The organism is Psychrobacter sp. KH172YL61, from assembly GCF_007182895.1.
Lineage (GTDB): Bacteria > Pseudomonadota > Gammaproteobacteria > Pseudomonadales > Moraxellaceae > Psychrobacter > Psychrobacter pacificensis.
Genome location: NZ_AP019516.1, coordinates 1,975,352 through 1,990,389, shown reverse-complemented (window position 1 = coordinate 1,990,389; position 15,038 = coordinate 1,975,352). Strand labels below are relative to the sequence as shown.

Sequence of the window (15,038 nt, the reverse complement as noted above, 5' to 3'; positions counted from 1 at the left end):
GTATTGATAAGAGGAGTTACAGATAAGCCAAATGTAAAAGACTCTCATCAAAAAATTTCTTGCACATGATATCAAACTTTAAAGTAAAAATCCGTCTAGCTGCTACCCACCAGCATGATAAAATGGAATATCGTTAGTGAGTAATTTTGTATCATTTGGCCAAATTGTCTAAAAAGAACCGTTTTTTATTACTGGAGCCGCGCTATGTCTGATGACAATATGTCTTTAGATAACTCTCACCACGCCCCAATCATTGGCTACCATCGTGCGCCGCTTTCACAAAAATTTGGGGCGCCGCGTCAGCCGAATTTGGTCGCGCTGATCAGTGCCATTGAAATGCTAGCGCCCTACGATACGCCAGCCGCGTTTGAGGGTTTAGAAGACTTTAGCCATATATGGATCAGTTGGCAGTTTCATCATAATTATCGAGATAAAGACAATCAACAAGCCAATAATGGCTTTCGAGCGCAAGTGCGGCCACCAAGACTGGGTGGCAACCAAAAGATAGGCGTATTTGCCAGTCGCAGTATGTATCGTCCATCAGAACTGGGACTGTCCGTTGTCAAACTTGAGCGTATTGAGATAGTACAAGGTCGCGTACTACTTATCATCAAGGGTGCTGATATGATAGATGGCACGCCAATTATCGATATAAAGCCGTACGTAGCTTATAGCGACGTGCTTCTAGATGCAAAAAGTGGATTTGCACCGATTGCGCCAACATTGCTAGATGTGGTCATAACAGAGGCGGCTTACGAACAATTTATGCTGCTAGCAAGCGTAGCAGAGCCTGCTGAAGTCAGTAATAATGATGCAAGCCATAGCTCTATAAAGAGTGTGCCGAAAAGTGCTACAGTTGCTTCGATGGTCGAGCACATACAAAGTCAATTGCTAATCTCTGATATCGATGCTATCAAAGCGCTAATTGCGCAAGATCCAAGGCCTGCATACCGCCGCAGAGAGAAAAAAACCTCATTTATCATGCGCTATAAGTCTGTTGATGTGAGCTTTTGGCTGATAGACTCAGGACAGTTGCAAATAACAGCGGTAGTGGCAATATAAGTGATATGAATCGATAGCATGTTTGTCAACGTACCCCAAACAATAAAAGAAGAAAAATATGGCTGCTCAGAATTATTCGATAGTGATTGATTTACGCTGGTGCCTAGATGAATTATTGGCAGATAAAGTCATCGATCAACGTGGCTATAATTTGGTAATCACCAGCCGCCGAAACAAAGCGCAGCATCCATTGCTGACGATTAGTGAGTTTGGCTTGCCCAATGGCCATGCCCTAGATGGTAACTCTGATAATAAGTTGACGCTGGCATGGCTAAATCAGTGGCTAGCGGCCAAAGCAGACATGCCACTCGTTCGTATTGATCCATTAAAAGTTGACGTCCCGGCAGTGACGCAGCTGATGTCTTTTGAATATGCACGCTCACAGTATATTTTGCCCATTGAGGTCACTTTAGATGAAGTGGTCATCGGGACAGATCAACCTTTTTATACCGATTGGCACTCAAATATCGAAAAGCTAATCAAGTCAAAAGCTATCGCACGGTCTATATCAATCCTGAGCAAATCAATCGCTACCGCCAAGAGTTCTATCAAGTCACGCAAGCAATAGCAGGGGCAAATAGTGTTCACAAACGTGCTGCGGCTGATGTTACTAATGTCGAAGCATTGCTGCAATTGGGTGACAACACCAACCCTGATGCCAATGACCAGCATATCGTCAGAGTCGTTGATTGGCTCTTACAATATGCTTTTGAGCAGCGTGCCAGTGATATCCATTTGGAGCCGCGCCGTGAGACAGGAAAAGTGCGTTTTCGTATTGATGGCGTGCTGCATACTGTGTACGAGATGCCACTCGCGATTATCGTGGCAGTGACGGCACGTATCAAAATCTTAGGGCGTCTGAACGTTGCAGAAAAACGTAAGCCGCAAGATGGTCGACTAAAAACGCGTACGCCGAAAGGGCTAGAGACTGAGCTACGTCTCTACCATGCCCACTGCCTTTGGTGAAAAGCTGGTCATGCGAGTCTTTGACCCTGAAGTGCTCGTACGCTCGTTCGCGCAGCTTGGTCTGTCGGGTAAGCAGCTTGAGACGTGGCATGAGCTGACCGCAAATCCCAACGGCATTATTTTGGTCACGGGCCCAACCGGATCAGGTAAAACCACCACCCTTTATAGCACGCTCAAGCAGCTAGCCACTGAGCAGGTGAATGTTTGTACGATTGAAGACCCCATTGAGATGATCGAGCCTGCCTTTAACCAAATGCAGGTCAATCCAGGTGTCGATTTGTACTTTGCGGATGGTATTCGCTCCCTGATGCGTCAGGATCCTGACATCATTATGGTTGGGGAGATACGGGATGCAGAAACAGCAAATATGGCAGTACAAGCCTCACTGACGGGGCATTTGGTGCTCTCGACCTTGCATACCAATGACGCACCAAGTTCTATTACGCGCTTGCACGATCTGGGTATTCAGCCTTTTTGACCTCAGCGACTATATTAGGGGTCATGGCACAGCGCCTGTTACGGACGCTATGTCCGCACTGCAAAAAAAGCAGTAGAGGTGACGCCGGACAGCGAAATAGCCATTCAGTGGCAAGAGCTTGTTCAGCCTTGGCGCGCGCCAGTACCCACACAGATTTATACCGCGCAAGGCTGCGAGCACTGTCGACATACTGGCTATCAAGGACGAGTCGGACTCTATGAGATTATGCCGCTCTCTAATGAGTTAAAAAAATTGGTCGCTGCCGATGCCAATTTAGACGTACTTAAGCAACAGGCATACCGCGAAGGGGTGCAACCCTTACGTGTCTCTGGTGCAAAACGCGTGAGTGAAGGGGTGACGACGATAGAAGAGGTGATGCGTGTGGTGCCGCTACATTAGTATGAGGTATTTACAAACCAGATTATCAACAATAGCCACACCTAAATATTGCTGTGTTTGACTATAGCGATATTTTCTCGACTTGAAAATATAAGTCTTTAGAGCAATCAACACACTAACGAATGTTAAATTCCAATAACTTTTACTGATATTGTTCCAATAACGAGATTATTTATGTTTACAGATACACATTGCCACCTTAACCGCTTAGATCTAACCAAATATGATGGCCAACTGGCTGGCGCGATTGACGCCATGAAAACGGCTAATGTCACTCGCGCGATGGCGATCATGTGTGATTTTGCTGAATATGATGAGATTGCTGATATTGTCAGCACTTATAATGATGAGACTTTAAACCTAGGGATGAGCGTCGGTATTCATCCCTTGTGAAGACATTGGTATATTACAATCAGCGACAGTCGAGCGTCTGATAGAAACGGCCAAAGCGGATCATGTGTGGGCAATTGGAGAGACAGGACTCGATTATTACTGGTCAACAGAAAACAAAAAGCGCAGCAAGCCAGCCTTGCGCGTCATATTCATGCCAGTCAGCAACTAAAAAAGCCACTCGTCATCCATATGCGTGATGCCAAAGAAGACACGATTGATATTCTAAAAAGTGAAGGTGCGGAGCATGGCATCATTCATTGTTTTACTGAAGATTGGGAGACGGCGAAGCGTGCGCTAGATCTAGGGTTTTATATCTCATTCTCAGGTATCGTGAGCTTTAAGAGCGCGCAAGACATCAAGGATGCAGCTCAAAAAATGCCGAGAGACAGAATACTTATTGAAACTGACAGTCCATACTTGGCGCCAGTCCCCAAACGCGGTAGACCAAACGAGCCTGCATATGTTCCCTACGTGGCAAACTGTATCGCAGACATGTATGGATGTAGTAGCGAGGAAGTCGGTGCACTGACGGCAAAAAACTTTGAAAATTTACTGGCACAGTATCATTAAAATGGTTATGCTATGACCACTCAGTCATTTATTTGATAGTCTTGTGGTTCAATCCCCTTAGGTATGTATCACACTAAATATAGCCACCTGATTATCAATGACTATTTAGCAAACATAAGCATATTCCCTTTTGTGGTCCTCGAGCAGTCTTGGTACAGTCTCATACTTTCATTGCCGATGTACTGCCGTAAATGATGGTTGTATGCTTAATCTTGTCATGTTTTAGGAGAGATTATGAGTCGTCAGCATCAGTTTAAGGCACGAGAAGAAAATATCTTAGCGATGGCAGAGCAATTGCTACTTGAGTCAGGCGATGGTGATATTACTTTGGACAGTTTGGCAGATCAGCTCGACTTGGCTAAAGGCACGCTATATAAGCATTTTTCTAGCAAAGATGAGCTTTATCTGCGTATTATTATCCGCTACGAAGAGCAGCTATTTGATATCAACCGTATTGATGACTGTCCCTCGGCAGGCGTTGCCCGCATGATTCTTCAGCAGCTATTTAATCCACAAAAAGCCATGCTATTGAATCAAATCGAAGAGCGTCTGGCAGCATCGGTCACTGGTCTGAATCGCTTATTTGGCGAGTTGTATGATATTCGTCGCCAGCGTATGAAGCGCTTGATTGATATTATCAGTGCTTATCTGAAAGACGAGCATAGTAGTCTGAGTACTCGCGATTATTTATCTTCTATTTGGGCGATGGGTCAAGGCGGTGCGGGTCTACTAAACTCAAGCTTTTATCAGCGTTATTTGGGTCGACGTGATACCTTGCGCTACGCCTTTGTTCAGCAAATGCTAGAATTGCCGAGTCATTATCCTGCCGAAGATGAAGAGGTGATGGATGAGGATATGCAAGAATTAGTAGAGCAGATCGATACTGAATCAGAAGAGCATCGCAATACCAATTATTAGAATGTCGACTGATTTTCGATGTCATTGATTATTTAGTGTTACGTGTTGTCATACCTGATATGGCAGCACGTCAAAATGTATCTTTCAATGTATCTTTCTTAGCGTTCATAAAAATGAACGTTATCACCCCTATATACAAAACTGAATTACAGGCTTATAGGTGCAATATGCCGGTCACTGTCAAGACTCAGTCCAGCTCAGCAGCCAATTGCCCTTTAGCCATCGTCGGTCAATCGCCTTGTCCAAATCGCTTTGGTATTTTAGCTACATCGTCTGATTGTAGTTGTCTCTCTCTATCAAGTAATGCATGTCCCTCACAACATACCCTCATCAATAAGCAGTCATAAGCAAAGTGGTTTTACGCTGGTTGAAATCGTGGTAGTGGTGGTGATTCTATCTATATTTGCCGGCATGATGAGTCTGTCTGTCGGCAGTAGTGACTCTCGCAAAAACCGCGCCTTTTATGAACACTTCACTGATTCGCTGAGCTACGTCCGTTTGCTATCAGTTGAGCGTATGCAGCCGATGGGCTTACGTTTGCAGGCAGATAAGCAGGGACAGGTAGCGCCTGTAATCGTTACCTTATCGAATCCTTATATTGCCTATCAAACGGCTGATATTTCAGTAGGTAACAGGGACAACCAGCCAAAGAACGCAATGGAGCTGTCTGCTGATTTGAGCAGTCTGTCAGACTCTACTGGAGAGACTCAGCCAACACCGAGCTGGGAGGTTGAATCAGAGGTTAGCTTGCCTGAGCTGCCCGCTGGCGTGAGTATCAGAGTGCAGAGCTTGGATGCTAGTAATTCAACGAGTACAGGACAGACGCAAACGCTACAGCCTTGGTTTAGTGATCAAAGCGTGCCGCAGGTACTATGGTTTGGTACGGGCCAAGCGACGCCTGTCAACATCGAAGTAATTCACGATTCGCGTCTGGTGGGTGAGGTGATTACGATAATGCCCGATGGTAGTATGATGATAGGGCAGGGATTATAGTGAATAAGTTGTCCAAATATTCGGCGACGAAGGCTCAGCCTACGTCTCTCAAATCTATATCACTTAAGTCTGGGCGCGAGAGTGGTTTTACCTTGATTGAGGTAATGGTTGCCTTAGCCATTCTGGCAGTAGTGGCCGTCGCGGCGAGCCGTGCTAGCAGTGCGTATTTGAAATCGGTTGATATATTGCGCACCCGCACGCTTGCTCATTTTGTCGCACAAAATGCCGCTGCTGATTTGCGTATTCAAGACACATGGTTGACCGCCAACCGTACCCAAACGATTAATGCTCAAGGGCGTGACTGGCAAATAGTCATGACTGTCGGTGATGCCATCACACCTGCACTAAAACAAGTAAATATCGCAGTGGCGCCTATCATAGACGGACAGGCAGGCACGTCGGTCACTGATATTAGTGTCATGCTAAGCAATGCCGACCAAGATACAGGCAGTTTAGATTTAAGTAGTGAAAGTAGTATCGGACAAGCAGGGGGCGGCTTGTGAGTATGAAACTACAGCGCGGATTCACGCTCCTTGAGCTAATGGTTGCCATGGCGATATTTGCCATGCTGGCAGTGGCAGGCTGGCAAGTATTTGATGGTGTCAACCGCGCCCGCGAGCGCGTACAACGTCATGCGGATAATTTAGCCGTACTACAGTATGCCTATCTACAATTACAGCAAGACATGGCACAAATAATCCCGTATCAAGCGCCTAATACTCAAAATACTGGGACGGCGAGTAGCGATATAAATGGCAATACGAATAATAATGCTCAAGACAATACGCCTGAGCCATTTATGAGCTTGGACGGTGAACATATCAGCTTTGTACGCTTTGCTGATCCTGATCCACGTTATCAAAGCAGCACTAGTCTCCAGCATATTGAATATATTTTTGCAGATGAGCGCCTGATACGTCGTCAATATACCAGTCTTGAAGATGGACGCGATAGCGTCAGTTTAGACAGTGTGTTATTAGAAGGTGTTACTGCTGGGCGTTGGCAAGCCTATTTGCCAGAGCTTAGCACCAAATTTCCAAGCGATGACGTCAATAATAGTAGCAATACAAATATAGCATTGGGGCAAGCAGCGGGTGCTAACCCCGATGTTGTTTTGCTACCCAAAGGGGTTGCCGTCAACTTTACTTATCAAGAGATACCAATCACTTGGCAGTGGGCCCTAGCGCCACAACCAATACCCCGTAGTAGCGCAAAGGCTGCTAATAGCAGCGATAGTAATGATAATAGCAGCGACAATAATAATGGTAGTGATAGTAACAACAGTAATAGCGGTAGTAATACAGATAATAGCAGTGTGGGACACAGTAATTGAGAAGGTAGTATTTAACATGCATCACTTGCTCAGCGACATAAGCTCTCTATGACAATGAAAGCAAACTCTCAGCGCGGTGTGGCGCTGCTTACTATCTTACTATTGGTGGTGAGTATCACGGTGGTGGCAAGCGCGATGCTTGCTAGCCAAAAAGTTGCGATTAGGCGCAGCGGATTATTGTTTGATCAAAATCAGCTATTGCAAGACATCGATGCCGGTCAGCAGCTGGCAGTGACGATGATTCGTGCTGATAGCAAGCTTAACGACACCGATAGTGAGCAAGATATCTGGGCACAGCCGATACTGCCGTACACATTAGCGAATCATAGTGTCAGCATCGAGCTGCGTGATGAGGCGGGTCGTTTTAATATCAATAACTTACATCAAGGTGGCACGGTTGATACTGCTGCGCTAGAAGTGTTCCAACGTCTCTTAACACAGTTGAATTTAGAACCAGATATTGCTATTGCCGTCCTCGATTGGCAAGATACGGACAGTGAAGTCTATCTAGATGGCGGTGATGAAAGTGCGGTATATTCTCAGCAACTAAACCGTTCAGTAGATGGCGCACTACCAAACCAGCCTTTTGTTAGCGTTGATCAGTTACAAGAGGTTCAAGGGGTGAGTGCAGAGGTGTTAGCGACACTACGACCTTATCTGACGGCGGTTCCTTATTATTTACCTATCAATATTAATACTGCGAGCCCCGCATTGCTTGCCGCACTGATCGATGGTGCCAGCAGTCAGCAGATGCAAGGGATAGTCGACACGCGCAGTAAGCAAGCGCTCACGTCTATCGATGAGCTATGGCAACTGCCAATTTTGAGTGGCTTAGATAAAAAGCAGCGGGCAGCATTGACGCCTTTGTTGGCAGTTGATAGCCAAGCCTTTATGGCGCTTATTACCGCGAGTGATAATGCAACTGTTGGTCAGGCAAGACAGCGCTTTGCCACTGTCTTGATTGGTAAAAACGCAGCGAACGACAGTCAAACCTCAAACGACACTAGTGGTAGCAGTAGCGATGTCATTAGCGGAAAGCCCAAGGAAGTCAAAGTAGTCACGCAGCGACTATGGGCGTTTCGTCCTAGTTTTTGATGAATGGTAGTGCGCTTTTTATTAATCTCTCAAGCGAGTCTCTTCACTAGATTTCCAGTTATAAGCCCCATAAAACAACATCTGCGCTTGGCGAGTGCAGTTATGTAGCATCAACTGTTTATTTTCTTCGATGACATTTAGATCGATTTCGTCATCGTGATCTTCAGTGTAGGTCAATTCTAACCAGTCGATAATCCAAGAAAAGAACATATTTACGCCAGCCTCAGCCAATAGACGACGGTCATAATCATTGATATGGGTAAATGCTGGCTGTAATGCCAGATCATCTGCCAAGCTTTGGGCATGTTTTTTAACCAGTTCATTGATGGCTTTTCGCACAGATTCTGAGCCACCGTAGCGCTCACTGACCAAAAACTGCCAGTAGTAAGGCTGATCGCTGACCATATATAAGAACAACTGAATGCTTTTGGCTATCTGACGATCAAAGCTACGCTTGCGTCCAATTTGTAGGCTATCGCTGAGTGTGGCGAGCGTACCACCCAACTCTTCGATGACCAAGGCGCGACCGAGCGACTCCATATCATCAAAATGGCGATAAAACGCAGTCGGCACAACGCCAACCTCACGCGTGACTTGTCTGAGACTGATAGAGCTAAAAGACTGCCCTGTCATACATAGATCGAGTACGGCATTAAAAAAAAGCGTGCCGAGTTTGAAGTTTTTTTTGTTCGCGACTGCTCATAATATTTCAAAATTATCCGATAGAGGTTTATCATACTCATTTCAGCGCACAAATACGACCAAAATGCACAATTCGTGCTAATTTACTAAACCTGCATTGGTCTTTTAAACCACCGTACCCCAATGACCTTGCAATTCTTGCGCCAATCGATAGGCTTCATGGTCATTCATACCTGTAATAAAATCTAAAATATTCAATATATTGTGATAAATATTGTCTGATAACACGCGGCGATGCTCATCTAAGTGTGGCTGTAGTAATCTTAACAGACTCTGTTGCTCAAACGACATAGATGATGACGTAGCCTCACTCGTCTCAGTACCCGTCCAAGCCAGTGGTACAAAGGCATCCATTAGACGATGCAAGCATTGATTGGCCATTAGCTCCATTCTTACCTTGTTTGGATGATTAAATATTTTTTCGCGGGCCAATTGCTTGGCCTGCAAGATGCCAGTTTGTACAGTGGTGTCGCAATGGGCAAACAAGCTGCCTTGGAGCGTACCTGCCAGCAAGTCTTCACTATTGGCCACAAAAGCATCGGTGATCGTATTGACCAAGCGCATCATGGCGCGTGATCGCAAGAGGCCAGACTCTGCCTGACTGACATATGCACAGGCAGGCTGACGCTATCAGGATGCTCGCCAATCAGCTCATAAAAAATCGTGGCAACCTCGCTATAGGTTAGCATATTCAGATTGATACCATCTTCTAAATCTATCAGCGCATAACAGATATCATCTGCAGCTTCTAACAGATACGCCAACGGATGGCGTGCAAAGCCATCGTGATGTGTTGAGCGCGGCAAATGCAAACAGGCTGCCAGCTCCTCTAACTGAGAGGTCTCGCTATAAAAGCAGCCGAATTTCTGTACATTATGGGCGTTGTCATTTGCATCATTGCTGTGAGTGGCAAGCCAAGGATATTTCATAAAAGCGCCTAGCGTTGCGCAGGTAAGACGCATACCGCCTTTATCGGGATGGTGCTCATTGCGCACCAGTAACCGAAACCCTTGTGCATTGCCTTCGTAGGCCAGTAAGTCTAACCGCTCGTTGCTGCTTAATTTTTGCAAAATTGCTTGAGGATCAGGCTGCCGAAACCAGTCACGAATGGCGTACTCTCCAGCATGACCAAACGGCGGATTACCAATATCGTGAGCGAGGCAGGCTGCTTGTACAATTACGCCAATATCAGATGGCGAGACTCCTGCTAGTAAGCCATTGCCTAGCTTATCATGGAGCTTTTCTGCGGTCATCATCCCTAAAGAGCGTCCAATAGAGGAGACCTCAAGCGAATGGGTCAGGCGAGTATGGATACCCAGCTGATTGGTCAATGGATGAACTTGGGTTTTTGATTCAACTGCCTAAACGAGTGAGAGAATACCAGTCTGTCATAGTCTTTGTGAAACTGTGAGCGAGTACTTGTATTAGCGCCGTATTTTTTGGCAGCGCCAAGACGCTGTGAGTTGAGAAGATGAGACCATTGCGCAGTAGAAGACGACAAAGAGGTTGGGGTACTTAGCATATTGGAACATCCGAAACCAAGGGAGCCTCTAGCATAACAAAATAGCGCCCTTGGTACAGCCACTAAGCGCCATGGCAATTAAGATTTATGACAATCAAAAATTACCTCTTCCTCGTCGATAGGCACATCACTATTTAGTGTTTTGTTTAGCAAGGTTGCGTTGTCACCATCCACTTGCCATATAATGCCATGAGTGTCATCTAATCCAATATCACTTGTGTATATGGTTTTGTCAGTAAGGGCGTCGCTACCAGAGGCAGCTGTCAAATCGTATTCGATACCGTCAATAAGTAGGTGCGCGGTCTGTGGTGTGGCATCGGTATGATAGTAGACGCCGATAGTAGCAGTAGGCTCACAAGAGAATGGTGTGCTGTTGCTAGCGTGCTCAGAATGGTCGTGACCCTCATGATCATGTCCTTCGTGAACGTCCATGTCATTATGACTTTCATGGTCATGTCCTGCATGATCGTGTTCCATATCATCATGGGCATGTTCATCGTGCTCTGCGTGACTGTCTACGGTTGTCACATCTTCAGATGCTGCTGGCTCACCGTCTGTTTTTGGCTGGCAGCCTAACAATGAAACTGTCATAACACTGCCTATGAGAGCAGCACTTGCAAATTTGGAAAAGAGAAAAAGTCAGTCAAAGTATAAGCCCTCAAATAAGCAAGATAAGATATGTTATAATATAACAAAGGGTAATAGAATAAAGCCGATGCTGGAAAATATCCAACATCGGCTGATTAGCTATCAGATAGTATTGACTAGCTAAAGCTACACGTTAAATCTAAAGTGCATGACATCGCCATCTTGAACGATGTAAGTTTTGCCTTCTAGGCGTGATTTACCAGCAGCAGCAGCGCCTTTTTCACCGTTGTATTCGATGAAATCATCATAAGCGATCACTTCAGCACGGATAAAGCCGCGCTCAAAGTCCGTGTGAATCACGCCAGCGGCTTGCGGGGCAGTAGCGCCAATTGCAACGGTCCATGCACGGACTTCTTTGACACCAGCGGTAAAATAGGTCTGCATATCAAGCAAATCATAACCACCGCGAATCACTTGATCAAGACCAGCCTCTTCCATGTCCATCTCAGCCAAAAAGTCTTTTTTGTCCTCTTCATCTAGCTGGGCAATTTCAGCTTCGATTTGGTTGCATAGAGGAATGACGATAGATTCTTCGCCAGTCGCGTAATCACGAACAGCGTCGAGATAGGGATTGTTTTCAAAACCATCTTCAGCAACGTTAGCAATATACATGGTTGGCTTTAGGGTGATGAGGGCCGTAGCTGCGGATGAGTTTTTTCTCATCAGCGTCTAGATTGGCCGCGCGCGCCGCTTTGCCTTCTGCTAATAATGGCTCAATCTTTTGAACACATCCAGCATGGCGCTAGCGTCTTTGTCACCGCCTTTGGCTTTTTTTGGTCAAGTTCAGTATCGCGCGTTCAACCGCTTCCAAATCTGCCAATGCCAACTCAGTATTGATGGTTTCGATATCATCAATCGGACTGACGCGACCATCGACGTGTACCACGTTGTCATCATCAAAACAGCGAACGACATGGGCAATCGCATCAGTCTCACGGATGTTGGCGAGGAACTGGTTGCCCATGCCTTCGCCTTTTGACGCGCCTGCCACCAAACCTGCGATGTCTACAAACTCCATCGTCGTTGGCAATACGCGTTCAGGGTTGACGATATCAGCCAATTTCTTTAGGCGTGGATCGGGTACTGGTACGATACCGGTGTTGGGATCTTTGGTACAAAACGGAAAGTTTTCAGCGGCGATACCCGCTTTGGTCAACGCATTAAACAAGGTGGATTTACCCACGTTTGGTAGGCCGACGATGCCGCAATTAAAACCCATAACAGTCTCTCAATGTATTAATAAAATAGTTGGTACTGAGCTAATATAAGACTTGATATTTAGTCAGGATAAAACTGAGTTCATCTAAAGCTCAGCTTGTTTGAAATATTAGTCAAATAGACAATCAAAATTGGGCACATTGTAGCAAATTTACGGGAATAGGGGTGAGGTTGTTACTTTATATGCTAAGGTTTTTACTCAGCGGTGGCAGGTGTGTTTGTACTAAGGCTCAGATAGGTTAAACGCTGAAAAGTGAATACAATGGGTTGCTTCTTATTTAGACAAGCGGTGTTCGATTTGGTATTCAGTATTTTTTGCTATAGTACGTTATCATAGATAAATAGTGGCATCAGCTCACAAACAGTCAGTGAAATTTGCTGGCTGGTTTAATTTTTCAAACAATCAGCTCGCTCCAAAACAAAATGTAAGGCAATATCCGATAATGACAACCTCGATTTTTGATACACGCCGCTATAAATATCCACAGAATTTTCTTGAGATGAAGCCCAAACTTGCTCGACTTGAGCAGGCCATCAAAAAGCTCGAGACAAACCTCATTGACGCTAATGATCAAGCAAATACGAAGCTGTTGACGCAAAGGTTGGATAGTCATTTGGGATTGAAGGTCGACTATGCCAGTGAGCTCAATCCCGATCAGCTCATGGCTGCCACCACTATCGAAGGTAAAGTGTTGGTGATTGCGGGTGCAGGATCGGGCAAAACCAAGACTTTGACCTATCGCACCAGCTATTTGCTCGAAAACGGCGTGTCACCTAAAGAGATTTTGCTACTAACCTTTACTCGTAAAGCGGCAAATGAAATCAAAGATCGCGCTAAATCTTTGCTGGCAAGTAGTCTTTCAAATCAAGAGCTATCTGATGATGCATTGGCTGAAGATAAGCTCCCAACTGACAAGGCATTAAATAATATCACCAGTGGCACCTTTCACTCATTTTGCAATATGCTGCTGCGTCAATACTCTGGTCTGCTCGGTATCAATCCACGATTTACGATTTTAGATACTGGCGATAGCGAGGATGCTATCGACTTGGTACATAAAGAAAAAAAGTATCCTACCCAAACCAAAACCCAAGCCTTTCCGCGCAAAAAAACATTGCAAAATATCATTTCAACCTCTAGAAACAGACGCATTCCTATTCGCGACCTAATAGAAAGTAGCTATCCTGATATCGCCGTACATATTCCTATCATCGAGCAATTAGCAATTGATTTTCATGAGTATAAGCGCGCCAATCACTTATACGATTTTGACGACATTATCAGTCAAGTGGTACGTCATCTAAAAACCAACGACACCTTTAGGCAGCGACTTCAAAACACATATCGTTATGTCATGGTTGATGAATATCAAGACACCAATATTCCGCAAAAGCAGCTAATTGACTTAATATGTGAGCCTGATTCGGTGTCACTAATGGTCGTTGGCGATGACAATCAAAGCATCTATGCCTTTCGCGGTGCTAATTACGAAAATATTTTGCTATTTGGTGAGACGTATCCCAATGCCAAACTTATCAAGCTTGAGCAAAATTATCGCAGTACACCTTCGGTACTAAACTATATCAACGCGTTGTCAGCGCAAATCACGCTAGGCTATCAAAAGCAGCTGTATTCTGATGCGCCAATAGCAGGCGACAAGCCAATATTTCGACGACTCAGCGATGAGACAAAAGAAGCGAGTTATATCACTGATAAGATAGTCGCGCTAAAGCCTGAGTATGATTATAACGACTTTGCGGTATTGTGCCGCACGTCTTTTCAGTCCAATTATGTACAGCTAGAATTTATGGCGCGCAATATTCCCTTCATCGTGGTGGGCGGTATCAAGTTTATTGAAAGACGCCATATCAAAGACGTGTTGGCTTTTGTCAAAGTTCTCTATAACCCGAACGATACGATTGCTTGGCATCGTATTTTAACTTTGTTTAAAGGGGTAGGAGCAGTCACGGCGACGCGCTTAACCCAAGCCATCACCGCTGACAATAATGCGTTTGAGTCGCTACTGGCAGCATCGTTTGCCAAAAAAAGCGATCAGCTAAAGCCTCTATACCACACGCTTACCAAGGCCCAGCAAGCAGAAACGGTTGAGACAGCCATTGAGCATATTCTTGAGTTTTATATCCCTGTGTTAAAGTTGATAGAAGACAACTGGCGTGAGCGTAGCGAGGACTTTCGGGTGCTAAAGAATTTAGCGACAGAGCACACGAGCCTCGATAGCTTTTTAGAAAATCTTGCGCTCGATCCGCCCAATGACTCAGTCGCGGTCATGGAAAGCTCTGACGATGGACAAAGTAATGATAAAGTCACGATCTCAACCATTCATAGCGCAAAAGGGCTTGAGTGGCCAGTGGTGTTCGTCAATTCATTGGTCGATGGCATCACGCCGCATCATCGCTCATTGGACGACTTTGAAGCATTAGAAGAAGAGCGTAAGCTGTTTTATGTGGCCTGTAGTCGTGCGAAGACGCAGCTGTATTTGACCGCGCCGAATTACTTCTCTAGTTACTCTGGATACTTTGATATGGCCTCACGCTTTATTGCGGAACTATCGGCTGACGAGGTAACAGTAGAGACGGTAAAATCGCCTATCAAGAAAAATGATGACCCAATATGGTGGTGATTTTTTGAGGATATTGATGGTATCTATCATACTGGGTTTTAGTGTGTATTTTGCGGATTTTGGTCGTCCAATAATGGCTTCATACGCCAACTATTCCTT

At 45.3% G+C, this 15,038-nt stretch carries 8 protein-coding genes and 5 pseudogenes; 9 read left to right on the top strand and 4 right to left on the bottom strand.

The window, feature by feature from the left end; genetic code table 11:
• Positions 1–204: 204 nt before the first annotated feature.
• The 8 genes and pseudogenes from tsaA to gspK all read left to right on the top strand — a co-directional run bounded on the left by tsaA (position 205) and on the right by gspK (position 8,207).
• On the top strand, positions 205–1,062 hold the full coding sequence (gene tsaA / locus PKHYL_RS10505) for a tRNA (N6-threonylcarbamoyladenosine(37)-N6)-methyltransferase TrmO (protein WP_071001299.1): 858 nt from the start codon (positions 205–207) through the stop codon (positions 1,060–1,062).
• A 58-nt stretch (positions 1,063–1,120) separates the two neighbouring features.
• Positions 1,121–2,905 (top strand): annotated as a pseudogene (locus tag PKHYL_RS10500) (GspE/PulE family protein).
• 174 nt (positions 2,906–3,079) lie between these two features.
• A pseudogene (locus tag PKHYL_RS10495) lies at positions 3,080–3,868 on the top strand (TatD family hydrolase).
• Positions 3,869–4,102: 234 nt separating this feature from the next.
• On the top strand, positions 4,103–4,786 hold the full coding sequence (locus tag PKHYL_RS10490; protein WP_071001302.1) for a TetR/AcrR family transcriptional regulator: 684 nt from the start codon (positions 4,103–4,105) through the stop codon (positions 4,784–4,786).
• A 303-nt stretch (positions 4,787–5,089) separates the two neighbouring features.
• A complete protein-coding gene (locus PKHYL_RS10485; protein WP_240365096.1) occupies positions 5,090–5,779 on the top strand; it encodes a prepilin-type N-terminal cleavage/methylation domain-containing protein in 690 nt (229 codons plus the stop codon).
• Positions 5,779–6,282, top strand: a complete 504-nt coding sequence (gene gspI, locus PKHYL_RS10480; protein WP_227517161.1) for a type II secretion system minor pseudopilin GspI — start codon at positions 5,779–5,781, stop codon at positions 6,280–6,282. The genes PKHYL_RS10485 and gspI overlap by 1 nt, the downstream gene beginning before the upstream one ends.
• 2 nt (positions 6,283–6,284) lie before the next feature.
• Entirely contained in the window at positions 6,285–7,112 is an 828-nt protein-coding gene (gspJ, locus tag PKHYL_RS10475) for a type II secretion system minor pseudopilin GspJ (RefSeq protein ID WP_071001303.1), read from the top strand.
• Positions 7,113–7,160: 48 nt separating this feature from the next.
• Positions 7,161–8,207: a type II secretion system minor pseudopilin GspK gene (gspK, locus tag PKHYL_RS10470; RefSeq protein WP_071001304.1), complete on the top strand. Its 1,047-nt coding sequence runs from the start codon at positions 7,161–7,163 to the stop codon at positions 8,205–8,207.
• A gap of 21 nt (positions 8,208–8,228) precedes the next feature.
• Here gspK and PKHYL_RS10465 read toward each other — a convergent pair.
• From PKHYL_RS10465 to ychF, 4 genes and pseudogenes are all read right to left on the bottom strand, one after another.
• Positions 8,229–8,910, bottom strand: a pseudogene (locus tag PKHYL_RS10465) (TetR family transcriptional regulator).
• Positions 8,911–9,014: 104 nt separating this feature from the next.
• A pseudogene (locus PKHYL_RS10460) lies at positions 9,015–10,431 on the bottom strand (deoxyguanosinetriphosphate triphosphohydrolase).
• A 78-nt stretch (positions 10,432–10,509) separates the two neighbouring features.
• Entirely contained in the window at positions 10,510–11,022 is a 513-nt protein-coding gene (locus PKHYL_RS10455) for a hypothetical protein (RefSeq protein ID WP_071001306.1), read from the bottom strand.
• Positions 11,023–11,205: 183 nt separating this feature from the next.
• Positions 11,206–12,298: pseudogene (gene ychF / locus PKHYL_RS10450) on the bottom strand (redox-regulated ATPase YchF).
• A gap of 442 nt (positions 12,299–12,740) precedes the next feature.
• On the opposite strand from ychF, the gene PKHYL_RS10445 reads away from it, so the two are divergent.
• Positions 12,741–14,939, top strand: coding sequence for an ATP-dependent helicase (locus PKHYL_RS10445; protein WP_071001308.1), 2,199 nt, complete (start codon positions 12,741–12,743; stop codon positions 14,937–14,939).
• Positions 14,940–15,038: the final 99 nt, after the last annotated feature.

Coding starts and splice junctions, on each gene's coding strand:
- tsaA (WP_071001299.1), top strand. CDS start 205: ATGTCTGATGACAATATGTCTTTAGATAACTCTCACCACGCCCCAATC.
- PKHYL_RS10490 (WP_071001302.1), top strand. CDS start 4,103: ATGAGTCGTCAGCATCAGTTTAAGGCACGAGAAGAAAATATCTTAGCG.
- PKHYL_RS10485 (WP_240365096.1), top strand. CDS start 5,090: ATGCATGTCCCTCACAACATACCCTCATCAATAAGCAGTCATAAGCAA.
- gspJ (WP_071001303.1), top strand. CDS start 6,285: ATGAAACTACAGCGCGGATTCACGCTCCTTGAGCTAATGGTTGCCATG.
- gspK (WP_071001304.1), top strand. CDS start 7,161: ATGACAATGAAAGCAAACTCTCAGCGCGGTGTGGCGCTGCTTACTATC.
- PKHYL_RS10455 (WP_071001306.1), bottom strand. CDS start 11,022: ATGACAGTTTCATTGTTAGGCTGCCAGCCAAAAACAGACGGTGAGCCA.
- PKHYL_RS10445 (WP_071001308.1), top strand. CDS start 12,741: ATGACAACCTCGATTTTTGATACACGCCGCTATAAATATCCACAGAAT.